The organism is Streptomyces fractus (assembly GCF_049844455.1).
GTDB classification, from domain to species: domain Bacteria; phylum Actinomycetota; class Actinomycetes; order Streptomycetales; family Streptomycetaceae; genus Streptomyces; species Streptomyces fractus.
In genome coordinates this window covers 3,936,845-3,962,828 of the sequence record NZ_JBMYHI010000002.1, presented here as the reverse complement: position 1 = coordinate 3,962,828, position 25,984 = coordinate 3,936,845, and the positions used below count along the sequence as shown (strand labels likewise).

Genomic DNA, 25,984 nt, shown 5'->3' with positions numbered 1-25,984 from the left:
CCCCGGACCCCGCTGCTCAATCGCCGCAGGGGCTTGAATGGCCCAGCTGCTCAATCGCCGGCGGGGCTTGATTGTGCGGGGCTTGGTGGGCAGAACTCCGATGTGAGCAGGGTGCGTTCGATGGTGGCTTCGTCGGACAAAGTCGCCTTTGTCGTGCGGTAGGTGACGACTTGTGAGCCGGTTCTCGTCGCTGCCGTGCGGACGTAGGTGTGGGCGATGCGGCCGTTGTGGCCCCAGACCGTGGTGCCGCAGGGGAGTTTCTCCGGGTAGAGGCCCATGCCGTAATGGCCGTCCGTGGGGCGGGTGTTGAGCATCGTGTGCAGGGAACCGGGTGGGAGGAGGTGGCCTTCCAGGAGGGCGGCGTAGAAACGGTTCAGGTCGGGGAGGGTGGAGATCAGTTCGCCGGACGCTCCGGCCGTGCGCGGGTCGAGGCGGACCGCGTCGGGGCCGTGCGGGCTCGGGACCGCGGTGCGGGTACCGGGGAACGTGGTGCCGGTGAGGTGCAGCGGGTCGATGATGCGGCGGCGTACCTCCGTGGCGTAGGAGCGGCCCGTGACTTGATGGATGATCATGCCCAGGAGTACATAGTTGGTGTTGGAGTACGACCAGGTGCCGGGCCGCGTGGTCCGGGGCTCGGACAGGGACAGTGCCGCCACCGCCCTCGGGGTCAGCGGGACGCGTCCGCGGGTCTCGGCCGTGAAGTCGTAGAGGCCGCTGGTCTGGGTGAGCAGCGAGCGGACCGTGAGGTCGCCGGCGGCGGTGAGGGACGGGAGGTAGACGGTGACGCGTGCGGCGAGGTTCACCCGGTGTTCCGCGGCGAGTTGGAGGATCACCGTCGCGATGAAAGTCTTGGTGATGCTGCCCGCGCGCAGATGATCGGAGCGGCCGAGGCCGGGGCTCGTGGTGATGAAGTGGCCGGTGGAACCTTCGGTGGCCAGGAGCGCTGCCGACGGGGCCTTGCCTCGCGTCACGAGCAGCGGAAGAGTGTCGTCCGCGGGTGCCGTCGGATGCGGCGTACCGCTCGGGGCCAGGCACAGAATGGCCGCGGCCAGCGTTGTGGCCAGGAGTGTCCGGAGCGCGGGCAACGACGGGTCCCTTCGGGGGTGCGGTCCGCCATTGTGGGACGTTCTTGTGCGTGTCGGGTGGGGGTGACCCGGCGCGCGGAGTGGTGGTCCGGTGATGGGACAATGAAGGCTCTGTCAGGGCGGGTTGCTAGAGGGGACGCATGTCGGAGGCGGAGCGGGCGGGCGAGGCCCGTGAAGACAAGGGCACTCGCCAGGATTCATCCGGTCGGGACGCCGAGGCGGCGCCCGTGAAGGCCCCGGAGGGCCGGCTCCTCGCGGGCCGGTACCGGCTCGGCGACGTGCTCGGCCGGGGCGGCATGGGCACCGTGTGGCGGGCCAAGGACGAGACCCTCGGGCGCACGGTGGCGGTGAAGGAGCTCCGCTTCCCGAACGCCATCGACGACGACGAGAAGCGCCGCCTGATCGCGCGTACGTTGCGTGAGGCGAAGGCGATCGCGCGGATCCGCAACAACGGCGCGGTGACGGTCTTCGACGTGGTCGACGAGGACGACCGGCCGTGGATCGTCATGGAGTTGGTCGAGGGCATGTCCCTCGCCGAGGCCATCCGCGAGGACGGGCTCCTCGGACCCCGGCGGGCCGCCGAGGTCGGGCTCGCCGTGCTCGACGTGCTGCGCGCCGCGCACCGCGAGGGCATCCTGCACCGCGACGTGAAGCCCTCCAACGTGCTGATCGCCGAGGACGGCCGGGTCGTGCTCACCGACTTCGGGATCGCGCAGGTCGAGGGCGACCCGTCCATCACCTCCACGGGGATGCTGGTCGGTGCCCCTTCGTACATCTCGCCGGAGCGCGCCCGCGGTCACAAGCCGGGCCCCGCGGCCGACATGTGGTCGCTCGGCGGTCTGCTGTACGCGGCCGTGGAGGGCGTCCCGCCGTACGACAAGGGGTCGGCGATCGCCACGCTGACCGCCGTGATGACCGAGCCGGTGGACCCGCCGAAGAACGCGGGGCCGCTGGAACCCGTGATCTACGGGCTGCTGGAGAAGGACCCCGACCACCGGCTCGACGACGCGGCGGCGCGGGCGATGCTGGGCGACGTCATCCACGCCCCGGAGCCGGAGCCGGCCCCCGAGCCGGAGCCGGTCGAGGCCACGAAGGTGGTGCCACTGCCGCCCGCTCCCGCGCCGAAGAAGCGCAAGGAGCCCAAGGACAAGGGCAGTTCGGCGGCGCGGGCGGCTGCCGCCAAGGCCGCCGCCGCCTCGGCCGCGGCCGGTGTCGCCGCCAGGAGCGGAGAGGCCGCGGAGAAGATGCGCGGCGCCCTGACGAACGTACGCAAGGCCGCCGCCGCCGCGACGGCCCCGAAGGCGAAGACGGAGGAGCCCGCCGCGACCGCGCCCGCGGGCCCGGCCCCAGGTGGTGCGCGCCCCGGTGGCGCGGCCGTCCTCGCGGACGCGCTGCGGGGCCGCTCCCTCGTCATCGGCGCGCTCGTCGTCGCGCTCGTCGTGCTCGCCGGCGTCCTGGCCCTCGTCCTGAACGGCGGGGACGGCGCGGACGCCAAGGGCGGCGACAAGGGCGCGTCGTCCGGTGCCACGGCCGGCACGGACGACAAGAACCCCGGCGGCAACAAGGACGCCGGCAAGGACAAGGGTTCCGGCGACGACAAGAAGCCCTCCGAGAGCGCGTCGGCGAGCGACTCCGCGTCCGCCTCCGCCAGCGCGAGCTCCAGTGCCTCGCCGAGCGGTGGTGACGCCGGCGGGAAGTCCGGCGCGGCCGCCAAGGAGACGTACAAGCACTCCCAGGGCTTCTCGATCGGGCTGCCCAAGGGCTGGAAGTACGCCTCGTCGGACCGCGCGGGCGCGCGCTTCACCGGGCCCGACGGGCAGCGGCTGCTGGTCGGTTGGACCAGCCAGCCGAAGTCCGACCCGGTCGCGGACTGGCGCAACCAGGAGCGGAGCATGCACCGCCCGCAGTACGACCGGGTGCGCATAGCGTCGGCGGACTACCGCGGCTGGAAGACGGCCGACTGGGAGTTCACCTACGTCGACGGGGGCACCAAGTGGCACTCGATCGACCGGGGGACCGTGGTGAACGGCTCGCTGGGATACGGGCTGATGTACACCGCCAAGGACTCCGCCTGGGGCGGCGAACAGCGCAAGACGACCTGGAAGACATTCACACAGACGTTCAAGCCCAAGTCCTGAACCAGGGGGGCGCCCGGCACGTATCGTGAATGTTTGCGGACCGTGCGCAGTCGCTCGGCAGAGCCTGTGGAACAGGGGGAGGCGTCGTGGACGAGTACGCGGGGCGGGTGCTCGCGGGCCGGTACCGGCTGCCGGTCCTCTCCTCCGACGCGTACGAGTCCGCGGCCGAGACGCGGGCCTTCGACACGTACAGCGGGCAGGAAGTCCTCGTGCGGCAGGTGCCGTTGCCCGAGGTCGTCGAGGCGGAGATCCTTGACGCCGACGGACTTCCGGAGGGCTTCAGGCCCGGCGGCGACACCGGGCGGGAGGCCGCCGAGCCGTCCGTGGCGCGCGCCGTCGAGGCCGTGCAGGCCGCCGCGCGCATCCCCGACCACCCCCGCCTCGACCAGGTCTTCGACGTGTTCGCCGAGGGCGGCTCGCTGTGGATCGTGAGCGAACTGGTCGCGGCGCGGCCGCTGTCCGCGTTGCTCGCCCGGGGGCCGCTCAGCCCGTACCGGGCCGCCGAGGTCGCCGCCGACGTGCTCCTCGCGCTGCGGGCGCTGCACGCGCACGGGTGGGTGCACAGGAACGTCACGGCGCGGACCGTGCTCGTCTGCGACGACGGGCGGGTGATGCTCACGGGGCTCGCCGTGGGGGCCGCGGAGGAGGCGTTGTGCGGGTACGACGTGGTGCCGGCTCCTCCGGAGGAGGATGAGGACGGCGTCGAGGAAGCGGTGCCGGTTGCCGCCGGCGGTTTGGGGAAACCCGTGGTGCCGGCGGCCCGTTGGAGTGAGCTGATATCCGGGGGTGACGACTCGGGGCTCCGCCCCGGGCCCCGCTCCTCAAACGCCGGCGGGGCTGGATTTGTCGGCGGGGCTGTCTCTGCCGAGCGGTCCCGTCAGGTGCGCATGACCGTCGTCGGGCCCGTCACCGAGCGGTGGGCGCCCGAGCAGGCCCATCCGGTGCAGGAGAACTGGCAGTTGGCGGCGCCCGTCGGGCCCGCCACCGACCTGTGGGCCCTCGGCGCGCTGCTGTTCCGCGCCGTGCAGGGGCACGCCCCGTACCCGGAGGAGTCGACGCCGGAGCTGGTGCAGATGGTGTGCGCCGAGCCGCCCGCGTTCGCCGAGGAGTGCGGGCCCGTGCGGCCGGTCGTCGAGTCGCTGCTGCGCCAGGACCCCACCGAGCGGCTCGACATCGAGGAACTGCGCGGCTGGCTGCGGTCGTTGGTGCGCTCCGCGCCGGAACCGGAGGCCGGGGCGAACGTGATCCCCGCGCCCCCCTTCGACGCGGGCCGGCTGCCCGTCGTACGCCGCAGGGGAGAGCTCGTCCGCAGGCGCCGGGCGCGGGTTCCGGCCACCTCGGGGCAGCACGGCCGGCACAAGCGGGGCCGGGCCGTGGAGCGGGCGCCGCGTCCCGCGCGTGCTCCCCGGGAGCGGCGGCCGAGATCGCTCGGGCGGTGGCTGCTCGTGCTGATCCTGCTCGGGCTCGTGGGCGCGGTGGTGTACGCCATGGTGTTCATGCCGAAGGCGGACCAGGGCGCCGGGCCAGGGGCGTCGGGCGCCGGGCAGGAGAACGCCGCGGGGGCCGCGCCCTCCGCCTCGTCGGAGAACCGAGGCAAGCCGTCACCGGAGCCGTCGAAGACCGCGACATCGCCTGCCGGGAAGCGCAGTTCGACGCCTTCCTCCACCGAGCCGCAGTCCGACGTGGCCCCCGGTTTCGTCCTGCGCAAGGACGCCGCGGGTTTCGAGGTGGCCGTCGCCAAGGGGTGGCAGCGGACGGGGAAGAACGGGCGGGGGCAGGTCGTGTACGCGCACGGCGCCTTCGAGCTGATCGTCGTCCCCGGGCGCGACTCCACGGCGACGTACGGCAAGGACCCGATGAAGTACCAGCGTGAGGACGAGCGCGAGTTGCAGCCGTTCCGGGACTCCACGTGGGCGACGTCGAGCGGTATGAAGAGCATCGACGTCGGTGGACGGACCATGGCCGAGGGGCAGTTCACCTGGCAGGGCTCCGACGGGCGGGAGATGTACGTCCGCAATCTCGCGATGGTGGTCGGCGGCAAGTACCACGTGGTGCAGGTGCGCGGTCCGGAGGCCGAGCGGGACGAGGTCACACGGCTGTATCAGCAGGCGTACTCGACGTATCGCCACGGCGGTTGAGCCCGCGACGAAGCGTCACAGTGCGGTCTCTGTGCCACCCCTGCTGTTCCTTGCGCGGCATCTGATCCCTAGTGTGAACCGCGTCGACACATTAGCGGGGAAACGTGAATCAGATGCAGGGCGAGGTCCTCGCCGGCCGGTATCGGCTCGGTGAATCCATAGGACGCGGCGGCATGGGCCGGGTCTGGCGCGCGCACGACGAGGTGCTGCACCGCACCGTCGCCGTGAAGGAGCTGACGGCCGCCCAGTGGGTGGCCGAGGCCGACCGTGCCGTGCTCCTCGCCCGTACGCAGACGGAGGCGCGCGCCGCCGCCCGCATCAATCACCCCGCCGTCGTCACCGTGCACGACGTGCTGGAGCACGACGACCGGCCGTGGATCGTCATGGAGCTGGTCGAGGGGCGCTCGCTCGCCGACGCGGTCAAGGAGGACGGGCGCGTCGCCCCCGCCGAGGCCGCCAGGATCGGCCTGTGGACGCTGCGGGCGCTGCGCGCAGCGCACACCGCCGGTGTGCTGCACCGGGACGTGAAGCCGGGCAATGTGCTGCTCGCCAGCAATGGTCAGGTGAAGCTCACGGACTTCGGTATCGCCCAGGTCGAGGGCGACTCCACCATCACGCGGACCGGCGAGATAGTCGGCTCCGTGGACTACCTCGCGCCCGAGCGGGTGCGCGGCTCCGAGCCGGGGCCCGCGTCCGACCTGTGGGCGCTCGGCGCGACGCTCTACACCGCCGTGGAGGGGCTCTCGCCGTTCCGACGCACGTCGCCGATCGCCACGATGCAGGCCGTCGTCGAGGACGAGCCGGAGGCGCTGGAGAACGCGGGGGCGATCGGGCCCGTCATAGGCGCGCTGCTCAGCAAGGACCCGGCCGCGCGGCCGAACGCCGACGAGGCCGAGGCGATGCTCGCCGAGGCGGCGGAGGGCCGGCGGGCGAACGCGGCGCAGGCGTACGTTCCGACGCAGGTGAACGTGCCGGCGCAGCCGACCGTGGGGCGGGACGCCCTTCCTACGTCGGCCGTTCCTGCGCCGGCACCTACGCCTGCGCCTGCACCGCAGGGCTATGCCCCGGCCCCCGTAGCTCCATCGCCGCACGTGCCCGACTGGCCCGCTGCCGCTACCCGTCCCCAGAGCGGGCCCCGTTCCCCCCGCAACTGGCCGAAGGTGCTTGCCGTTGTCCTGGCCGCCGTGCTCGTCGGCGGCGGAGGTGCGCTCGCCGCCATGTACTACACCGAACACCGTGCTGCCGAGAGCGACAACGCGGCGGCGGAGAAGGACCCGGGCAACCGGGGCGGGGACGACGGGAAGGACGAGGCGGTCCCCGGGGACGGCTCGATTCCCGACAGCTGGGTGCGGCGGCGCGACGTCGAGGGGTTCAGCCTGATGCTGCCGCCCAGCTGGCAACGGCAGCAGGAGGGCACGCAGATCGACTACACGCCCGACGGCGGGCAGCGGTTCGTCCGGATCGCCATCGACAAGGACTCCGACTGGCAGGACTCGTACCAGCACCAGCTGGACCTGGAGAAGGGGCTGCGGCCCAAGCTGCCGGACTACCAGCGGGTGTTGCTGCAGTCGAACACGTTCCGGGACCGGCCCGGGTCACTGTGGGAGTTCACCTGGACCGCGGGGACGCAGGACACGACATCCGGTCCGCGGCACGCCATCGAGCAGACCTACCGGGCGCACGACGGTACGGAGTACGCCATCTATCTGTCCGTGCCGGCGGCCAACTGGCCCGGTGCACGACAGCAGTTCGACGCGATCCTGCGCGGATGGCGGCCCTCGCGAGGATAGCCAGGTGAGGGGCCCTGGCCGGAACGGTGCAGTCCCTGTGAACAAGCGTGCGGCATGATGGGGCGCATGGGGACCGAGGGGGACAACGCCCGTGTGATCGCCGGGCGTTACCGGCTGGAGGCCAGAATCGGGCGCGGCGGCATGGGCGTCGTCTGGCGGGCCTCCGACACGCTGCTCGGGCGCCGGGTCGCCGTCAAGGAACTCGCCATCGACGAGACCCTCTCCGACGACGAGGCCCACCAGCAGCGGGAGCGGATGCTGCGCGAGGCGCGGGCCGTGGCGCAGCTCCAGCACGCGAACGTGATCGTCGTGCACGACGTGGTGCTGTACGAGGGTCACCCGTACATAGTGATGGACCTGGTGAACGGGGATTCGCTTGCCGACCGCATCGCGCGCGAAGGCCCCGTCGAACCTCTCGAAGCCGCCCGGATCGGGCTCGCGCTGCTCGGCGCGCTGCGCGTCGCGCACGCCTCGGGCGTGCTGCACCGGGACCTGAAGCCCGCGAACGTACTCCTGGAAAGCTCGACGGGCCGGGTCGTCCTCACCGATTTCGGGATCGCCCAGGTCGAGGGCGCCACCACGCTCACCGAGAGCGGCGGCTTCGTCGGCTCGCCCGAGTACACGGCGCCGGAGCGGATGGCGGGGGAGCGGGCCGGGGCCGGGGCCGACCTGTGGTCGCTCGGGGCGCTGCTCTGCGCGGCCATGAGCGGTGAATCCCCGTTCCGCCGCGACTCGTTGGGCGGCATCCTGCACGCCGTGGTCTACGAGGAGATCAGGCCGCCCGAGGAGGCCGAGCCGCTGCTCCCGGTGATCCGCGGGCTGTTGGAGCGGGACCCCGCGCGCCGGATGAACCTGGACGAGGCCGAGCGGCTGCTGCGCGCGTACATCGCCACCGGGGCGACGCCGCAGCCCGCGCCGCCCCTCCCGCTCGTGCCGCGGGTGCTCTACACGCCGACGGAGCTGAACGTTCCCGCGGCCCGGCGCAGACGCGTCGTGTCGACCCGGGCGCTGCTCGTGGCCGCGGCGCTGGTGGCGGCGGTCGCGGGGGCCGGGATCGCCACCGCGGTGCTGCTGGCCGGTGACGGCGGCAAGACACCCACGCCGCCGCCGACGACGACCGTCTCCGCCTCGACCCGTACGCCGTCACCCTCCGGTTCGCCGACCTCCACCGTCACCGTGACCCGGCCGGGGACCCGTACGCCGGGCGCCGGGGCCCCGTCGGGGTATCGCACGGTCGCGGACCCCGAGGGGTTCCGGCTCGCCGTGCCCGAGGGGTTCACGCGCTCCGTGGACGGGCCGCGGATCTTCTACATGTCGCCCGGGGAGACCTACCGCATCGGCATCAAGGTGGGGCGCGCGGAGAGCGGCGGCCCCCGTGCCGTGCAGCGGCGCTACGACGCCGAGGGGCCGAGGAACAACCCGGGTTACCGCGCCGCGAAGGTCACCGACACCTCGCACAACGGGCGCGACGCCGCGCTGTGGGAGTTCACCTGGGACGGGTTCAGCGACGCGGAGGGCGCCCGGCGCACCATCGACCTGTGCTGGGAGGAGGGCGGCCGGATGTACGACGTGTGGGTCTCGGCCCCCGTCGGGAAGACCGCGCGGGCGCGCGCCCACTTCGACGCGGCGGTCGACACGTTCGCCGTTTCATGACGGTGAGGGCGGGCTCGCATCAGCGTGGTCACAACTCCGTGATCCCAGTGGTTCCAGGACTGCCCGCGCGATAGTGATGGACCCATGAGTGACAACGGGGGAGCCGCACACGGCCCGAACGAACCCACCAGCTTCGCCCTGCAGCCGCCGCACGTGCCGCACCCGGGCAACCCGTACGCCCGGCCCACGGAGGCCGCACCCGCCGAGGCCACACCCACCCAGCCCGTGACCGGGCAGCAGGACCCGGGCGCGGGGCGGCTCGTGGCCGGGCGCTACCGGCTGCTGAGCAAGCTGGGGCACGGCGGCATGGGCACGGTGTGGCGGGCGAAGGACGAGACGGTGGACCGCGAGGTCGCCGTCAAGGAGCCGCGCCTGCCGGACCACCTCCCGGAGCGGGAGCGGGCCAACGCCTTCGAGCGGATGCGCCGCGAGGCCCGCGCCGCGGCCCGGCTCGACCACCCCGCGGTCGTGAACGTGCACGACGTGGCCGTCGAGGACGGCCGGCCGTGGATCGTCATGGAGTTCGTGCAGGGCCGCTCGCTCGGAGCCGTCCTCCAGGAGGGCACGCTCGGCGTCCGCGAGGCCGCGCGCATCGGCCTGGAGGTGCTCGGCGCCCTGGAGGCCGCGCACGCCGCGGGGATCCTGCACCGCGACGTGAAGCCGGACAACGTGATGCTCGGCCGCCACGACCGCGTGATCCTCACCGACTTCGGCATCGCCCAGATCGAGGGCGAGACGAATCTGACCGACACCGGCGGCTTCGTCGGCTCACCCGAATTCATCGCGCCCGAGCGCGTGTTGGGGCAGCGTCCCGGTCCGGCCTCCGACCTGTGGTCGCTCGGCGTCGTCCTGTACGCGGCGACCGAGGGCGTCTCCCCGTTCCGCCGCAACAACACGCCCGCCACGCTCCAGTCCGTGCTGAACGCGACACCGGCCGCGCCCGCCGCCGCGCGGGGCCCGCTGGCCGACGTCATCAACGGCCTGCTCCAGAAGGACCCGGCGCACCGGCCGAACGCGGCGCAGGTGCGCGTCCTCCTGGAGAAGGCCGCCGAGCCCCCGTCCCAGGCGCCCACGCAGGTCGTCCGGATCGGCTCGGCCCAGGGCGGCCTGCGCCTGAGCCGCAAGGCCCTCCTGGGTATCGGCGCGGGCGTCGTGGTGGTGGCCGTCGCGGCGTACCTGGTCCTCGCGAACCCGTTCGCGGGGCCGCTGCCGGACGGGTGGAGGACGCACGAGGCGAAGAACCTGGGCGTGACGGTCGCGGCGCCGGCCGCGTACGAGAAGTCGCTGCCCGACGACACCGACACCGACAAGAACTGGGTGAGCTACACCGACCCGAGCGGCGCGGTGTCCATCACGGCCTACCACGACAAGAAGGGCGACACCGGGGTCGACATCGCGTCCAGCTCCGTGGCGCAGGCGTACGGCGACATGGACAAGATGCGCGCCGACGGCGACGCCGAGTTCACGTCCATGAAGAACGCCAAGGGGAGCACGCGCGAGACCACGTTCCACGACAAGAAGGCCGCGGTGAACACCGTCGCGTACGACGACACGTCGGACTCGACGGACGACCCGAGCGCGCGCGAGAGCAAGATCTTCTACTACCGCTCCACGGGCGGCGACATGTACCAGCTGTGGATCACCTATCCGAGCAAGGGCGATCTGACCGGGCGCGGCCGGGAGGTCGCGGAGGCCGCCATCGCGAACGTGGACGTCAAGACGCTCTGAACCGGCGGACGTTGGCGGCAAAGCCCTGATCAGCGGCTTTGCTGCCAGCGATCACTGGCGCGGTGTGTGCACTCGGTGAAACCTGTTACCGACGGGTACCGAAAGCGGACGTCCGGACTTACGCTCGCCGGTATGACGCAGTCGCAGGCCACTCCCGAGCACGTGGCAGAGAAGCCCCGCACGAACCCGGTCGCGGCAGCCCCCGAGGGGGCCCGCACGGCCGTCGACGTGGTCACGCCCGACCTGATCGCCCGCCTCACGCGGGACGTCGTCGGCTCGGGGCGGACGGCGAACCACACGCCGTTCACCGGCGAGAAGCTCGCGGACCTGCCGGAGTCGACGCCACAGGACGTGGCCACCGCGTTCGAGCGGGCCCGCGCCGCCCAGGAGGTCTGGGCGAGGACGCCCGTCCGCAAGCGCGCCGCCGTGCTGCTGCGCTTCCACGACCTGGTGCTCGCCCGCCAGGCCGAGGTGCTCGACCTGATCCAGCTGGAGACCGGCAAGGCCCGCCTCCACGCGCACGAGGAGGTGCAGGCCGTCGCGGTCGCCTCCCGGCACTACGGCCGCAAGGCGCCCTCGTACCTGAAGCCCAAGGGGCACACCGGCGCCGTCCCGACGCTGACCAAGGTGACGGAGCTGCGCCAGCCACGCGGTGTCGTCGGCCAGATCGCGCCGTGGAACTACCCGCTGGAACTGTCGGTGGGCGACGCGCTCCCCGCCTTCGTCGCGGGCAACGCGGTCGTCATGAAGCCCGACACGGAGACCTGCCTGACCGCGCTGTGGGCGCGCGACCTGCTGATCGAGGCGGGCCTGCCGTCCGAGGTCTTCCAGGTCGTCATCGGCGAGGGCCCGGTCGTCGGCCCCGAGCTGGTCAAGCACGCCGACTACGTCTCGTTCACCGGCTCGACCCGCACCGGACGCGAGGTCGCGCAGGGCGCCGCCGCCCGCCTCGTCGGCGTCTCCCTCGAACTCGGCGGCAAGAACGCCATGCTGGTCCTCGAGGACGCCGACGTGGAGAAGGCCGCGGCCGGCGCCGTACGCGCCTGCTTCTCGTCCGCGGGCCAGCTGTGCATCTCCATCGAGCGGCTCTACGTCCACGAGTCGATCGCCGACGAGTTCGTGGCCCGGTTCGCCGCCCGGACCAAGGGCATGCGGCTCGGCCGCTCCCTCGCGTACGGCGCGGAGATGGGCTCGCTCGTCGGGCAGCGGCAGCTGGACACGGTGACGCGGCACGTCGACGAGGCCGTCGCGAAGGGCGCCACGCTCGTCGCGGGCGGCCACGCGCGACCCGACATCGGCCCGTACTTCTTCGAGCCGACCATCCTGGACGGCGTCGAGGCCCCGATGGCGGTCTGCACCGAGGAGACCTTCGGCCCGGTCGTCTCCGTCTACCGCTTCAGTGACGAGGACGAGGCGATCGAGCTCGCCAACTCCACGGCGTACGGCCTGAATTCCTCGGTCTGGACGAAGAGCGCCAAGCGCGGCCACGAGGTCGCGGCCCGCCTTCGCACCGGCACCGTGAACATCAACGAGGGGTACGCCCCCGCGTACGGCAGCGTCCAGTCGCCCATGGGCGGCATGAAGGAGTCCGGCCTCGGCCGCAGGCACGGCTCCGAGGGCATCCTCAAGTACACCGAGGCCCAGACGGTCGCCCACCAGCGCGTGATGCCGATGGCCCCGTCGTTCGGCATGGACGACGAGGCGTACGCGAAGTTCATGAGCGTGAGCCTGTCGGTGATGAAGAAGTTCCGCCTGAGGTAGCCAACGGCCGCTCCAACGTTCAAAGTTCAAAGGAGAACGCACACGTGACGCAGGACGGCTACGACTACGACGTGGTGGTCATCGGCTCCGGCTTCGGCGGATCCGTGTCCGCCCTCCGGCTGGCCGAAAAGGGCTACAAGGTAGGTGTGCTGGAAGCGGGCCGCCGCTTCACCCCGGACACCCTCCCCAAGAACTCCTGGGACCTGAAGAACTACCTCTGGGCCCCCAAGCTCGGCATGTACGGCATCCAGCGCATCCATCTGCTCGGGAACGTCATGGTCCTGGCGGGCGCCGGGGTCGGCGGCGGTTCGCTGAACTACGCCAACACCCTCTACGTGCCGCCGAAGCAGTTCTTCGACGACCCGCAGTGGGCGCACATCACGGACTGGCAGGAGGAGTTGAAGCCGTATTACGACCAGGCGCAGCGCATGCTCGGCGTACGGATCAACCCGACGATGAGCCCCGCCGACGTGCACCTGAAGGCCGCGGCCCAGTCGATGGGCATCGGCGACACCTTCCACCTGGCCCCGGTCGGCGTCTTCTTCGGCGACGGCAAGGACGCGGAGGGCGAGTCGAGGGCGGCCCCCGGCGGGCAGGTCGAGGACCCGTACTTCGGCGGCGCGGGCCCCGCCCGCAAGGCCTGCACCGAGTGCGGCGAGTGCATGACGGGCTGCCGCCACGGCGCGAAGAACACCCTCAACGAGAACTACCTGTACCTCGCCGAGAAGGCGGGCGCGGTCGTCCACCCGATGACCTCGGTCGTCTCCGTGACCGACGACTCGCGCGGCGGCTACGCGGTCGCGACGCTGCCCACGGACGACAAGAAGGCGGCGGGCCGCACCTTCACCGCGCCCAAGGTCGTCATCGCCGCGGGCACGTACGGCACGCAGACCCTGCTGCACCGGATGAAGGCGAACGGCCAACTGCCGCACCTGTCCGAGCGCCTGGGCGAGCTGACCCGCACCAACTCCGAGGCCCTGGTCGGCGCGCAGACCACGGACCGGCGCTACAAGAAGAAGCACGGTTTCGCGAAGGCCGACTTCACCAAGGGCGTCGCGATCACGTCCTCGATCCACCCGGACGAGAACACGCACATCGAGCCGGTCCGCTACGGCAAGGGCTCGAACTCTATGGGCGGCCTGTCGATCCTCCAGGTCCCGTACGCGGAGAGCTCGTCGAGGGTGGCCGGCTGGCTGGCGAACGTGGTCAAGCACCCCACCCTGCTGGCCCGTTCGCTCTCCAACCGCCGCTGGTCGGAGAAGACCATCATCGGCCTCGTCATGCAGTCCCTCGACAACTCGCTGACCACGTACCTGAAGCCGGACGGCGTCGGCAAGGGCCTGCTCACCGCGCGGCAGGGCCACGGCGCGCCCAACCCCAAGCAGATCAAGGCGGCGAGCGAGGGCGCTTCCGCGATCGCCGCCGAGATCAACGGCTTCGCGGGCTCCAACGTCGGCGAGCTCATGGGCACCCCGCTCACCGCCCACTTCCTGGGCGGCTGCCCGATCGGCGACTCGGCGCAGACCGGCGTGATCGACCCGTACCACCGGGTCTACGGGCACCCCGGCATCTCGGTCGTCGACGGCGCCTCCGTCACCGCCAACCTCGGCGTGAACCCCTCCCTGACGATCACGGCGCAGGCCGAGCGGGCCCTGTCGTACTGGCCGAACAAGGGCGAGGAGGACACCCGCCCGGAGATCGGCTCGGCGTACCGGCGGCTCGCGCCCGTCGAGCCGAAGAACCCGGCGGTCCCGGCGGAGGCCTTCGGCGCGCTCAAGCTTCCGCTCCTCGCGATACCGGAGGTGCCGCCGAAGAAGGAGCCGCTGCAGTCCAGCTGATCCCCCCCCAGCTGGCCCCTTCCGGCGGCACGAGCGATACGAGAAGGACCCGCACCCCCCTCCGAGTGCGGGTCCTTCTCGTACGTACGGACGGCTACGCCTCGTTGCTCACTTTGCGGCGACGCACGGCGTACACGACCCCGGCGCCCGCCACGACGGCGAGACCGGCGGCCGTGCCGAAGACCGGCAGCGTGGAGCCGGCCCCGGTCGAGGCGAGCGAGCCGTCGGCCGGGGTGCTGCTCGCCTGCGGGGACGGGGCGTTGGACGCGGAAGCCGACGCGCTGGGCGAGGCCGATGCCGATGCCGAGGCCGTGGGCTTCGGGGAACCGGTGTGACCGCCGGCCGGTGGCACATGGCCGGTGGCGGTGCCCGCGGCGAGGATGTCGAAGTCCCAGTACGCGTCCTCGGGCACGCTGTGGCCACAGACGCCCTCGGGGTCCACGCTCACCGCGAGGGCGAGCCCGGCACCGGCGCCGGCCGGGGTCCTCGCGTCGACCGAGATCCGCAGCTTCACATCGGAGTGCGCGCCACGGGCGAGCGGGCCCGAGGCCGGGAACGACGCGTCGTGCTCGACGTTGTTGTCGAGGCCCCGCCACGCGGTCCCGTCGAACCACTGCAGGCGCAGGTACCGGCTCGTGTCCGACTCGTCCTCGTACGCGAACGAGAACGCGTACACCTGCGCCCGGGCCGAGGCGAAGTCCTGGTCGGTCATGTTCGTGACGCGGAACGTGAAGCCGTGCCACCCGGACCCGGCGACGATCTTCGACGGGAGCCCGCGCAGCTCGGCGAAGGTCCCGGGGCTGTTCTCGGCCGCGGTGCACTCGTCGGACGGCTGGGTCTTCCCGGCCGTGTCGGTCTTCTCGCCGTCCGCCTTCTTCGCCCGCGGCGCCTCGGGCGCCACGGGCTTCGCGGTGGAGGGGTCGGGTGACGCGGTGGCCGGCGCGGACGCGCTCGGCGACGTGCTCACCGAGGGGCTCGGAGCGGCCGTCTCGGTGGCGGTCGTGGTGTCCACAGGCGCCCCGTCCGCGAACGCGGCGGGGGCGGACAACAGGGCGATCGGAGCGAGCGCGGCGGTCGCGGCCGCCGACGCCAGTGCACGACGAAGTTTCATCGGGTCCTCAGAGGGCTGGGAGATTCCGCTGAAGTGACCCGTGATGGCCAAAAAGGGTTGTACGGAGGCCGGTCGGCCTCGGGCGTCCCCGAGGCCGACCGTTCTCTGGTGTGACCGGGCTGCTGTCCCCTGCCGTCCGGTCACTTGTCTGGAGCGAGGTCCCACGACGTACGGCATGACCGTGACGTCTCAACGCTCCAGCGGAGCCACGCGTGGTTCGGTTGGCCCGCCCCTGGCTGGCACGGACACCGGGACCAACGAAGCCTGTGCCAACGGGTCACGCGCCGTATGGGTGAGGACGCAACCGAACTGAGGTGCCCCCGACGGTCAGACCCGGCCCCGGCACAGTTCGAGCAGCGTCATGGCGAGCGAGGTGCCGGGCTTGCCGAGCGCGTCCCTGTAGCGGCCGAGCACCTCGTTCTCGCGCGACAGGTTCACCCGCCGCCCGCCGGAGGCGATCCGTGCCTCCTGGACGACGGCGGAGACGGCCATGCGCTCCTGGACGAGGCCGATGATCCGGTCGTCGAGCGCGTCGATGCGATCACGGGCGCCGGAGATGACGTCGGCGGTGGTGTTCTCGGTCGTGGCGGTCATGAGGGCTCCTCGGTGTGATGGGGGAGCCCCGGACCGGCAAGCCCCGGAAACGCCAGACGCCCCGGACCTTGTCGGCCCGGGGCGCCTGGTGAAGTGCTTGTCAGTGGTTCAAGCAGCACGACCATGGCACCCGGCGGGCCGGCTGCCATAGGTAAAGACGAAGGTCGTGAGCGAGAGCATGGGGCGAGTATACGCATCAAGCCCCGGCGGCGATCGAGCGGCGGGGTCCGGGGCGGAGCCCCGCGACGCCGACCACGGGTGACGTACCCGGTAGAATCGGCCACACGACCCCCAGCTCAAGCCGCCGGAAGGCAACCCGTGTCATCAGCGACTTCCGCTGCCGCCGCCCCCGACACCGTCCTGGTCGTCGACTTCGGTGCGCAGTACGCCCAGCTCATCGCCCGCCGCGTCCGTGAGGCCCGGGTCTACAGCGAGATCGTGCCGAGCACGATGCCCGTCGCGGAGATGCTCGCCAAGAACCCGGCGGCGATCATCCTCTCCGGTGGCCCCTCGTCGGTCTACGCGGAGGGCGCCCCGCGCCTGGACCGCGCGATCTTCGAGGCCGGCGTCCCCGTCTTCGGCATGTGCTACGGCTTCCAGCTGATGGCCACGGCCCTCGGCGGCACCGTCGACGACAACGGCGCCCGCGAGTACGGCCGCACCCCGCTGACCGTGTCGAAGGGCGACTCGACGCTCTTCGAGGGCACCCCGGCCGAGCAGCCCGTGTGGATGTCGCACGGCGACGCCTGCTCCGCGGCGCCCGAGGGCTTCACGGTGACGGCGTCCACGGATGTCGTCCCGGTCGCCGCCTTCGAGAACGACGCGAAGAAGCTGTACGGGGTCCAGTACCACCCCGAGGTCATGCACTCGACGCACGGCCAGCAGGTCCTGGAGCACTTCCTGTACCGCGGCGCCGGCATCGAGCCGAGCTGGACGACCGGCAGCATCGTCGAGGAGCAGGTCGCCGCGATCCGCGCCCAGGTCGGCGACAAGCGCGCGATCTGCGGTCTGTCCGGCGGCGTGGACTCCGCGGTCGCCGCGGCCCTGGTCCAGAAGGCCATCGGCTCCCAGCTGACCTGCGTGTACGTCGACCACGGCCTGATGCGCAAGGGCGAGACCGAGCAGGTCGAGAAGGACTTCGTGGCCGCGACCGGCGCGAACCTCAAGGTCGTCGACGCCTCCGAGCGGTTCCTGAACGCGCTGGCCGGGGTCTCCGACCCCGAGGGGAAGCGCAAGATCATCGGCCGGGAGTTCATCCGCGTCTTCGAGCAGGCGCAGCTGGAGATCCTCCAGGAGGACGGCCCCGAGGTCGCGTTCCTCGTGCAGGGCACCCTCTACCCGGACGTCGTCGAGTCCGGCGGCGGCACCGGCACGGCGAACATCAAGTCGCACCACAACGTCGGCGGGCTCCCCGACGACATCGAGTTCGAGCTCGTCGAGCCGCTGCGCCAGCTGTTCAAGGACGAGGTCCGCGCCGTCGGCGCCGAGCTCGGCCTGCCGGACGAGATCGTCCAGCGCCAGCCGTTCCCCGGCCCCGGTCTCGGCATCCGCATCGTCGGCGAGGTCACCAAGGACCGCCTGGACCTGCTCCGCGAGGCCGACGCCATCGCCCGCGAGGAGCTCACCGCGGCCGGCCTGGACCGCGAGATCTGGCAGTGCCCGGTGGTCCTGCTCGCGGACGTCCGCAGCGTCGGCGTCCAGGGCGACGGCCGCACGTACGGCCACCCGATCGTCCTGCGCCCCGTCTCCTCCGAGGACGCCATGACGGCGGACTGGACGCGGATGCCGTACGACGTGCTCTCGAAGATCTCGACGCGGATCACCAACGAGGTCAAGGACGTCAACCGAGTCGTCCTCGACGTGACGTCGAAGCCCCCGGGCACCATCGAGTGGGAGTAGTCCCCACGACCGCGTGAGAGTGCCGCCCTGCCGATCCGGCGTGGGCGGCACTCCTGTTTTTACGTGCGCTTCATCGTCCGGACCGCTTCGCCCGGCGTCCACACCTGCACGACCAGGTACTTGTCGTCCTCGATGAACGTCCTGGTGACCTCGGTGAGTTCGGTGCGGAACAGGTGGAAGTCGTCCGGGTCGGGGACGGGGACCCGGTCGGTGTAGCGGGCGATCGTCGCCGGGTCCTCGACCAGGTACGCCCGGCCGCTGATCCGGGCGTCGCCGCCGCCCATGGTCTGGCCCTCGCCCGGGTTGGCCTGCACCGCGAACCGCGGGTCGCGCAGCAGGTCGCGGGCCTTGAGCGAGCCGGGCATCATGCCGAGCCAGAACTCCCCGTTCAGGAACCGGACTTCGAGGCCGCTGGTGCGCGGCGAGCCGTCCTTGCGCAGCGTGGCGAGGACGTGGTGGAGGTGCTGCCCGAAGCGGTCCTCGACCGTCTTGGCGAGGGCCGGTTCGGCTTCGGTGAAGGTGGCCCAGGTGGCCGCGTTCGACGTCATGGGGCGAGTCTCGCGCGCAATCCCGACGTCTCCTGTCCGGTATCCCCGCGCGTATCGCCGCATTCTTTTCACACACCGGCCCTGTCACCTTGCCGGTCGCGGAGGTACCTTCCGCACCATGTCGACGCAGAACCCCGCCCCGATACCCCACGACCAGCTGCAGTTCGCGATGCCGCCCGTGCACGAGAACCATGCCGACGAGCGCAGGTACCGCAAGGAGCGGCTTGCCGGCGCCCTGCGCGTCTTCGGGCGGTTCGGGTACGAGGAAGGGGTCTCCGGGCACATCACCGTCCGCGACCCGGAGTACGACGACTGCTACTGGGTCAATCCGTTCGGCGTGCCCTTCAGGCACGTCACGGTCAGCGATCTCGTCCTCGCCAACGGGGACGGGCAGGTCGTCGACGGCCGGTTCCACGTCAACCAGGCCGCCTTCACCACGCACGTCGCGGTGCACCGGGCCCGCCCCGAGGTGGTCGCGGTCGCGCACTGCCACTCCACGTACGGCCGGGCCGTGGCCGCGCTCGGTGAGCTGATCGAACCGATCACGCAGGACGCCTGCGCGTTCTACGAGGACCACGCGCTGCTCGACGAGTACACGGGCGTCGGCGTGGACCCGGAGGAGGGCAAGCGGATCGCCGTCGCCCTCGGCTCGTACAAGGCGCTCGTGCTGCGCAACCACGGGCTGCTCACGGTGGGCGACTCGGTGGACGCGGCGGCCTGGTGGTTCATCGCCCTGGAGCGGGCCTGCGAGGTGCAGTTGGCGGCGCGCTCGGCGGGGCGTCCGGTGCTGATCGACCGGCGGCAGGCGGTGGCGACCCGCGAGCAGACGGGCAGCGATCTCGTGGCCTGGATCAACTACCAGAGCCTGTGGCAGGACATCACGCGCAGCGAGCCGGATCTGCTGTCGTAAGGCTCAACTCCTGTGCTGCTAGCGGAAGTCGCGCAGCACCACGCGTTTCGTCATCTCGAACTCCTCGTCCGTGAGTACGTTCTGGCGGTGCAGCTCGCCCAGTTCCCGCAGCCGTCGCAGCAGGACGTCGTGGTCGGCCCGCCGGGACGGCAGCGGGGGAGTGCCGCGGGGTGCCGAGGGGTGCGGGAGGCGGGCCGTGACCGCCGCCGCGACGAGGGCGGTCAGCAGGTCCTTGCGGGCGTTGCCCCACAGGTCGAGGGCGTACGGGTCCTTCTCCGCCGGCAGCTTGGAGTACGGGGAGCCTTTCGGGACGAAGCGCAGCACCCCGTCCTCGTAGCCGGAGTTGGGGACCCACTCCACCTCGTCGAGGTCGTCGAGCGAGATGACGCGCGGGCCCGTCGAGCGTTTGACCCGGTCCGAGGTCTCGCTCCAGTCGATGCGGACCCGGCTGCCGTCGAACGAGACGAGGCCGTCGCTGGAGCGCACCGAGACCGGTACGGCGGGGCCCGGGACGAGGTACGACTCGGCGGGCCCCGGCGGGAGTTGTTCGAGCAGCAGGGCCCGGCGGATCTCCTCGGCGACGTACTCGGCGATCCCGGAACGGTCCGCGTCGACGGTCAACCGGTACGGGTCGGCGGTGTCCGGGAGGCGGCCGCCGGTGGCCTGGAGCAGCGGATCCGCGGCGTCGCGCAGCGTGAGGCGAAGACGGCCGCGTCTGCGCTCGGGCTCGTAGGCGACACCGGAGACGGCCGTGAGCGGCACGTCGATCTCGCCGTAGGTCTGCCGCAGCAGGGCGACCGAACGGTGCAGACCTGGGGTGATGCGGACGGTGTTCCCGTCGAAGGCCCAGGTTCCGTCACGCTGGATGATCTCGGCCATACGGAAATTCTCGCAGTGACGTCAACACTCCGGTCAATGCAGGTCAAAGCCATTCACCCTTGAGGGGTGGGCCCGTGCGACGTCACGCCCCCGGCGTGCGGCACAATTCCCCTTCAAGGTGCGGAAGTTGACGAGGGTGGGGCGGCGGCAGTGGCGGTGCAGGAAGCGCGGAACGACCGGACGGCGCACGAGGGCGGGTGCACCTGCGGCGACTGTCCGCGGGGGGCGCGCGAGGGGCACCGCAGGGCCGTCGCCCGATTCGCCGCGAAGCGGGACGAGTTGGCGGCGGGCCGGGGCCTGCCCGCGGCCGTTGCGCATTCGGCCGGGGCGTCCCGGCAGTGGATCTCCGACGAACTCACCCAGTCCGCCCGGGCGATGGCCGACCGCGGCCGCGAGGAAGGCGTGTCCTGGCTCACCCGGCTGTGGCCGCGCACGCTGTACGTGGTGTGGGGCGGCGTGGGCGCGCTGCTGATCGGCCAGGCGCTCACCGCGATCGGCGCCGGCTGGACCGCCGTCCGCACGGCGGGGCTCGTGGCCGCGCTCGTGGTCGCCGGGCTGCTCACCGCGGCCGGGTATCTGCACCGGGCGCGCGGCGGCGTGCTCGCGCCGCTGACCGGCGAGGACAACCGCCTGTCGACCTCGCGCGCGGTGGCGTGCGGTGTGCTCCTGCCGACTCTGTACGCGATCCTCGTTCTCGCCGGTGAACTGGCCCTCGCCTCGGGCCCCGCCCGGCGTGACGCGCTCATCGACGGCCTCGAACTCGCCCGTGGCGCAGGCCTGTTGACGGTCCTCGCGATGGTCTGCGGGGTCGCCGTGCTGGTACGGCGCGTGGTGGGGGTCCGCGTCGCCGGGCAGCGGCTGCAGAAGCTGCCGGCGCCACGGCCGCGCGCCGCCGACCTGCTCACCGACGACTCCGGGCGCGGCAGCTTCACCGACATCCAGTACGTCGCCGTGGGCGCGGCCGTCGTCGTCTGGGCGGTCGTCCGCCTCGCCCGCCGCCCCGACCAGCTGCCCGACCTGCCGTGGTCCCTCGCGGTCCTGGTGGCCGTGTCCGCGGCGACGTATCTCGTCGGCAAGTACACGGAGGGCGGCCGGCCCGTGATCCTGTCCGTGGTGCGGGCGCGGGAGGCCGGCGACCTGGACGCGCCGATCCGCACCGGCGACGACATCGAGATCCGCGGCTCCGGGTTCGTGCCGCCGGGCGCGGGCACCGTGGACCAGCTCGCGCGGGTCGCCGTGCGCATCGGCCCGGTCCACGTCCATGTGCCGCTCGTCCCGGTCCCCGGCGGCTTCACCAACCCGACCGACGCGCTGCTCACCGTGCCGGTCCCGGTCGACGTGGAGCCGGGGCGGGTCGAGGTGCAGGTGATCACGGCGGCGGGTGTCGAGACGAACCGGTGCGGCATCGACGTCGCCGACTGAGGCGGCCGAACGGCCTCGGCGTTGAGCCGGGGCGTGCTCTCGTACGTATGGTCAAGTAAAGACACCAGGCGCGAGAGGCGGCAGAGCGGCTATGGCGCACAGCATGCGATCCGACCTGACCACGAACTACGGCCCGTCCCCCGGCAGCCGGCGCGACACCGCCCAGCGGTACGCCCTCCTGCCGCTGCGCGTCTTCCTCGGCGTCACGTTCATCTACGCCGCCTTCGACAAGCTCACCGACAGCGCGTTCTTCAAGGCCAGTGGGGGCGGCTCCATCGGCGACCAGATGCGGGGCGTGCGGGACACGTCCGCGATCCCGGCGCTCGTCGACCTCGCCCTGAAGTCGCCGGCCGGGTTCGGCTACGCGATCGCCTTCGGCGAGCTGGTGGTCGGGATCGGGACGTTGCTCGGTGTGCTTGCGCGGCTCGCGGCGGTCGGCGGGGCGCTGATCTCGTTGAGCCTGTGGTTGACGGTGAGCTGGGCGACGGAGCCGTATTACCTCGGGAACGATCTGGCGTATCTGATGGCGTGGCTGCCGCTGGTGTTGGCGGGGGCGGCGGTGTGGTCGGTGGATGCGTGGTGGCGGGGCCGGAGGTTCAGGTCGTCCGAGTATTGAGGCGGATGTCGTTGCGGCCACGGGGCTCCGCCCCGGACCCCGCGCCTCAATCGCCGGCGGGGCTGGAAAGATTGGGGCTCCGCCCCATGCCCCGCGCCTCAATCGCCGGCGGGGCTTGATTTGGCTCAATCGCCGCCGAGGGGTGGTCGATCAAGCCCCGCTTTTTGTACGAGAGCCAGCGGGGTCCGGGGCAGCGCCCCGTGATCGCAGCCCCGTCATACGCCGGACCGTTCCCACGACCGCCGCCAGGCACAGCCCACCGCACACCAGTGGAATCCCGGCGAACCAAGGGACGACCCACGCGCCTCCCGCGTCGCCGAAGTAGACGACCGCCGTCGTCATCAGGACCAGCCCGGCGATCAACCGGCCCGGACGGAAGTCACTGCGCACGGTCCACCTCCACCTCTCCGAGTCCGACTTCCACGTGCACCTCGACGGTGCCGCCGCCCTTCGCCCCGCTGTCCGCCGCCGGAATCGTGACGCGCCGGTCCAGGTCCGGCCGGACGTCGACGTCGCGCGACACGTCCTCGGGGAGCCGGATGGCGCCGACCCCGACCTCCAGATGCAGCTCGGCGTCGACGCCCGGGGGCAGCACGATCCTCGCCCGGCCCGCGCCCACCTCGACGTGCGTGGACGTGGTGGCCCCCTTGGCGACGTCCACGTCGGACAGGTCCAACGTGCCGACGCCCGAGTCCAGTTCGTAGTGCGGCCGCACGTCCGCGGCGCGCGCGGGCGTCCAGTCGGTGCGGGCCCACTGGGTGCTGATGTTCGCGGGCAGCGCGGCGGACGCCGTGAGCAGGCCCGCCGTGATCAAAGCGAGGAGGATCGAGCCGACGCCGGTGCGGCCGCGGAAGGCGCTCACCGCGATGCCCAGGCCGAACACGGCGAGCGCGCAGGCGAGTCCGGTCTGCACGCTGGCGCCGAGGGTGCGCTCGTCCCAGGTCACGCCGGTGCCGATGCCGCCCGCGATCAGCGCGCACAGGAACGTGAGTGCCCCGATGCCGCGCGGTCCCGCCGGCTGCGGTGGCCCGGCCGGCCTGGCGGCGACGGACCCGCGCCGGGAGCCGAACCGTGCCGCCGCCGGACGCTCCTCGACGCTCGGAGGACCCCAGAGGTAGCCGGTGCCGCCGTCGTGCGTGCCGTCCTTCACGATCGGGTCCCGCCACCAGGACGGTCCGCGGGCGACCGGCGGCGCCTGCGCCTCCGGCGGCGCGTCCGCGACGGCCTGGGCGGCCACCGGGTCGGGGTCGGCGGTGCGCCGCGCCTGCGACCAGTACCCGGCGCCCGCGAGGAGCAGGGCGAGCACGACGGCGAAGGTGAGCGCGCCGCCGTTGTTCAGCATGGAGAGAAAGACGCCGCAGCCGACGAGCGCGGTGACGATCGCGGCCAGGCCGGGACCGTCCACCCGCCCCGTGAGGAGCTTGCGGAACTCGTTCTCGTCCTCGTCGTCGTACGGCGCGAACAGCCAGGCGAAGCCGTAGAAGATCAGCCCGACGCCGCCGGTCACCGAGAGCACCGACAGGCCGATGCGGAAGATCACCGGGTCCATGTCGCAGTGCCGGCCGAGCCCCGCGCACACCCCGCCGAGCGTCTTGTACCGCCGGTCCCTGCGGAAGCCGCGCAGCGGCCGCTGTGGCCTCGCGTCCTCGGGGGGCGCGTCTTCGGGGGGCGCGTCGTGAAGGGGCTGCTCCGTCATACGTACATCGTGACGGCCGGGGCCCGCCCGCGGCAGTCGGGACAACCCTGGCCGAACCCTGAGATCGTCCCTGAGGAGCCCTCCGGCCCGGCCCCGCACCGGAAGATCAGGGAAGTATCCGGGACCGACCCTGATGCCCGGCCCCGTACCGCATGTGACGATCGGTGGCATGCCGGAAGCAGCGCCCGCCCCTCTCGCCGAGGACCGAGACGACCCGCGGCCGCCGCGCAAGCTCTACCGCAGCAGTGACGGACGCTGGCTGGGCGGAGTGGCGCGGGGCCTCGCGGGGCATCTCGGGCTGCCCGTGATCTGGGTGCGCCTGGTCTTCGCGGGCCTGTTCATGGCGGACGGGCTCGGGGCGCTGCTGTACGCGGCGTTCTGGTTCTTCGTGCCGCTGGGCGTGGGCGGACTCGGCGCGGACCGCCCACCCGTCTTCAGCACGGAGACGTCCCCCGACGGCCGCCGCCGGCTCATCACGCGCAAGCCGGACAAGGGCCAGATCCTCGCCCTGCTCCTGATGGTCGTCGTAGCGATGATCTTCGTGGAGAACGTGAACCTGACCGGCAACACCAAGGCGTATCTGATCCCCACCGTGCTCGTCGCGGCGGGCGTCGCCCTGGTCTGGCGGCAGGCCGACAACGCGCGCAGGGCCCGCTGGATGGAGGTCGGCCGCCGCAAGCGCACGCTGAGCCTGGCGCGCGCGGCCTCCGGGGTGCTGCTCGTCGGCGCGGGCGTCACCGGCATCTTCGTCACGCAGGGCGCCACCGAGCACATCGGGCCGATCCTCCAGGCGGCGCTCGCCGTCCTCGTGGGCGTCGCGCTCCTCGCGGGCCCGTATCTGATCCGTATGACGCAGGACCTCTCCGAGGAACGCCTGATGCGCATCCGCGCGCAGGAACGGGCGGAGGTCGCGGCGCATGTGCACGACTCCGTGCTGCACACGCTGACCCTGATCCAGCGGGGCGCGGACAACCCGGCCGAGGTGCGCCGCCTCGCCCGTGCCCAGGAACGCGACCTGCGGGCGTGGCTGTACAAACCGGCCGCCGCGGAGAACCCGCAGGAACCGGAGACGGTGGCGGAGGCGGTCAAGCGCAACGCGGCCGAGGTCGAGGACAAGCACGGGGTCCCGCTGGAGGTCGTGGTGGTGGGCGACGCCCCGCTCGACGAGCAGTTGTCGGCACAGATGCAGGCCGCGAGGGAAGCGATGGTGAACGCCGCCAAGTACGGTGGCGTGGGCGGCGCGGTCCAGGTGTTCGCGGAAGTGGAGTCCACCGGCGAGGGGGTCGAGGTCTTCGTGTCCGTACGTGACCGGGGCCCCGGCTTCGACCTCGACTCCATCCCGCCCGACCGCATGGGCGTACGAGAATCGATCATCGGCCGGATGGAACGCAACGGCGGGACGGCCCGGCTGCGGGCGGTGCCGGACGGCGGCACGGAGGTCGAACTGACCATGAAGAGGGCGGAGAGGACGTCATGACCGACGAGGCAGCTCAGACACGACGGGTACGAGTGGTCCTGGTCGACGACCACCGCATGTTCCGCACCGGCGTCCAGGCGGAGATCGGCCGCACCGAGGAGACGGGCGTCGAGGTGGTCGGCGAGGCCGCCGACGTCGACCAGGCAGTCACCGTGATCACGGCGACGCGGCCCGAGGTGGTCCTCCTCGACGTGCACCTCCCCGGCGGCGGAGGCGTCGAAGTGCTGCGCCGCAGCGCCCAGATGATGGCGGACGCGGAGCACCCGGTGCGCTTCCTGGCGCTGTCGGTCTCGGACGCGGCGGAGGACGTGATCGGCGTGATCCGCGGCGGCGCCCGCGGCTACGTCACGAAGACGATCACCGGCACGGACCTCGTGAACTCCATCTTCCGCGTCCAGGAGGGCGACGCGGTGTTCTCGCCGCGCCTCGCCGGCTTCGTCCTCGACGCCTTCGCCTCGACGGACGCGCCCCCGGTGGACGAGGACCTGGACCGCCTCACGCAGCGCGAGCGGGAGGTGCTCCGCCTCATCGCCCGCGGATACGCGTACAAGGAGATCGCGAAGCAGCTCTTCATCTCGGTGAAGACGGTCGAGTCGCACGTCTCGGCGGTGCTGCGCAAGCTCCAGCTCTCCAACCGGCACGAGCTGACGCGGTGGGCGACGGCGCGGCGACTGGTGTGAGCCCCGGCCGGCCGGGGCGAA

General features: G+C 72.1%; 19 protein-coding genes. 13 read left to right on the top strand and 6 right to left on the bottom strand.

Annotated elements, in window-relative coordinates:
• Positions 1-50 precede the first annotated feature (50 nt).
• A complete protein-coding gene (locus ACP4E5_RS19625; RefSeq protein WP_425830493.1) occupies positions 51-971 on the bottom strand; it encodes a serine hydrolase domain-containing protein in 921 nt (306 codons plus the stop codon).
• A 254-nt stretch (positions 972-1,225) separates the two neighbouring features.
• On the opposite strand from ACP4E5_RS19625, the gene ACP4E5_RS19620 reads away from it, so the two are divergent.
• The 7 genes from ACP4E5_RS19620 to ACP4E5_RS19590 all read left to right on the top strand — a co-directional run bounded on the left by ACP4E5_RS19620 (position 1,226) and on the right by ACP4E5_RS19590 (position 14,131).
• Positions 1,226-3,223, top strand: coding sequence for a serine/threonine-protein kinase (locus ACP4E5_RS19620; protein WP_425830491.1), 1,998 nt, complete (start codon positions 1,226-1,228; stop codon positions 3,221-3,223).
• A gap of 86 nt (positions 3,224-3,309) precedes the next feature.
• Positions 3,310-5,361, top strand: a complete 2,052-nt coding sequence (locus ACP4E5_RS19615; protein ID WP_425830489.1) for a serine/threonine-protein kinase — start codon at positions 3,310-3,312, stop codon at positions 5,359-5,361.
• Positions 5,362-5,474: 113 nt separating this feature from the next.
• Positions 5,475-7,151, top strand: a complete 1,677-nt coding sequence (locus ACP4E5_RS19610) for a serine/threonine-protein kinase (RefSeq protein ID WP_425841477.1) — start codon at positions 5,475-5,477, stop codon at positions 7,149-7,151.
• Positions 7,152-7,217: 66 nt separating this feature from the next.
• Complete coding sequence (locus ACP4E5_RS19605) at positions 7,218-8,804, top strand: serine/threonine-protein kinase (RefSeq protein ID WP_425830487.1); 1,587 nt, start codon at positions 7,218-7,220, stop codon at positions 8,802-8,804.
• Between the two features lie 84 nt (positions 8,805-8,888).
• A complete protein-coding gene (locus tag ACP4E5_RS19600; RefSeq protein ID WP_425830485.1) occupies positions 8,889-10,532 on the top strand; it encodes a serine/threonine-protein kinase in 1,644 nt (547 codons plus the stop codon).
• Positions 10,533-10,664: 132 nt separating this feature from the next.
• Positions 10,665-12,293, top strand: coding sequence for a succinic semialdehyde dehydrogenase (locus ACP4E5_RS19595; protein WP_425830483.1), 1,629 nt, complete (start codon positions 10,665-10,667; stop codon positions 12,291-12,293).
• A gap of 44 nt (positions 12,294-12,337) precedes the next feature.
• Positions 12,338-14,131, top strand: a complete 1,794-nt coding sequence (locus ACP4E5_RS19590) for a GMC oxidoreductase (protein WP_425830481.1) — start codon at positions 12,338-12,340, stop codon at positions 14,129-14,131.
• A gap of 94 nt (positions 14,132-14,225) precedes the next feature.
• Here ACP4E5_RS19590 and ACP4E5_RS19585 read toward each other — a convergent pair whose 3' ends face one another.
• Both ACP4E5_RS19585 and ACP4E5_RS19580 read right to left on the bottom strand, forming a co-directional pair.
• The gene (locus ACP4E5_RS19585; RefSeq protein WP_425830479.1) at positions 14,226-15,242 is read right to left on the bottom strand and encodes a hypothetical protein; all 1,017 of its coding nucleotides are present in this window, start codon (positions 15,240-15,242) and stop codon (positions 14,226-14,228) included.
• Between the two features lie 327 nt (positions 15,243-15,569).
• Positions 15,570-15,836 (bottom strand): chorismate mutase, encoded by a 267-nt coding sequence (locus ACP4E5_RS19580; protein ID WP_425830477.1) that lies wholly within the window; start codon positions 15,834-15,836, stop codon positions 15,570-15,572.
• A gap of 318 nt (positions 15,837-16,154) precedes the next feature.
• On the opposite strand from ACP4E5_RS19580, the gene guaA reads away from it, so the two are divergent.
• On the top strand, positions 16,155-17,735 hold the full coding sequence (guaA, locus tag ACP4E5_RS19575; RefSeq protein WP_425830475.1) for a glutamine-hydrolyzing GMP synthase: 1,581 nt from the start codon (positions 16,155-16,157) through the stop codon (positions 17,733-17,735).
• Between the two features lie 59 nt (positions 17,736-17,794).
• Here the strand turns inward: guaA and ACP4E5_RS19570 are convergent, their stop codons facing one another.
• On the bottom strand, positions 17,795-18,283 hold the full coding sequence (locus ACP4E5_RS19570; RefSeq protein WP_425830473.1) for a pyridoxamine 5'-phosphate oxidase family protein: 489 nt from the start codon (positions 18,281-18,283) through the stop codon (positions 17,795-17,797).
• Between the two features lie 118 nt (positions 18,284-18,401).
• Between ACP4E5_RS19570 and ACP4E5_RS19565 the strand changes: the two genes are divergently transcribed.
• Positions 18,402-19,193, top strand: coding sequence for a class II aldolase/adducin family protein (locus tag ACP4E5_RS19565; RefSeq protein WP_425830471.1), 792 nt, complete (start codon positions 18,402-18,404; stop codon positions 19,191-19,193).
• Positions 19,194-19,211: 18 nt separating this feature from the next.
• Here ACP4E5_RS19565 and ACP4E5_RS19560 read toward each other — a convergent pair whose 3' ends face one another.
• Entirely contained in the window at positions 19,212-20,072 is an 861-nt protein-coding gene (locus ACP4E5_RS19560; RefSeq protein WP_425830469.1) for a DUF4429 domain-containing protein, read from the bottom strand.
• A 150-nt stretch (positions 20,073-20,222) separates the two neighbouring features.
• Here ACP4E5_RS19560 and ACP4E5_RS19555 point away from each other — a divergent pair, with 150 nt between their 5' ends.
• Together ACP4E5_RS19555 and ACP4E5_RS19550 are read left to right on the top strand one after the other, a co-directional pair.
• Positions 20,223-21,494: a hypothetical protein gene (locus tag ACP4E5_RS19555; protein ID WP_425830467.1), complete on the top strand. Its 1,272-nt coding sequence runs from the start codon at positions 20,223-20,225 to the stop codon at positions 21,492-21,494.
• A 91-nt stretch (positions 21,495-21,585) separates the two neighbouring features.
• Positions 21,586-22,110 (top strand): DoxX family protein, encoded by a 525-nt coding sequence (locus ACP4E5_RS19550; protein ID WP_425830465.1) that lies wholly within the window; start codon positions 21,586-21,588, stop codon positions 22,108-22,110.
• A gap of 379 nt (positions 22,111-22,489) precedes the next feature.
• Here ACP4E5_RS19550 and ACP4E5_RS19545 read toward each other — a convergent pair whose 3' ends face one another.
• Positions 22,490-23,806 (bottom strand): PspC domain-containing protein, encoded by a 1,317-nt coding sequence (locus ACP4E5_RS19545; RefSeq protein ID WP_425830463.1) that lies wholly within the window; start codon positions 23,804-23,806, stop codon positions 22,490-22,492.
• Positions 23,807-23,975: 169 nt separating this feature from the next.
• Here ACP4E5_RS19545 and ACP4E5_RS19540 point away from each other — a divergent pair, with 169 nt between their 5' ends.
• Together ACP4E5_RS19540 and ACP4E5_RS19535 are read left to right on the top strand one after the other, a co-directional pair.
• On the top strand, positions 23,976-25,283 hold the full coding sequence (locus ACP4E5_RS19540; RefSeq protein WP_425830461.1) for an ATP-binding protein: 1,308 nt from the start codon (positions 23,976-23,978) through the stop codon (positions 25,281-25,283).
• On the top strand, positions 25,280-25,963 hold the full coding sequence (locus tag ACP4E5_RS19535; protein WP_425830459.1) for a LuxR C-terminal-related transcriptional regulator: 684 nt from the start codon (positions 25,280-25,282) through the stop codon (positions 25,961-25,963). Before ACP4E5_RS19540 ends, ACP4E5_RS19535 begins: the two co-directional genes overlap by 4 nt.
• Positions 25,964-25,984 lie beyond the last annotated feature (21 nt).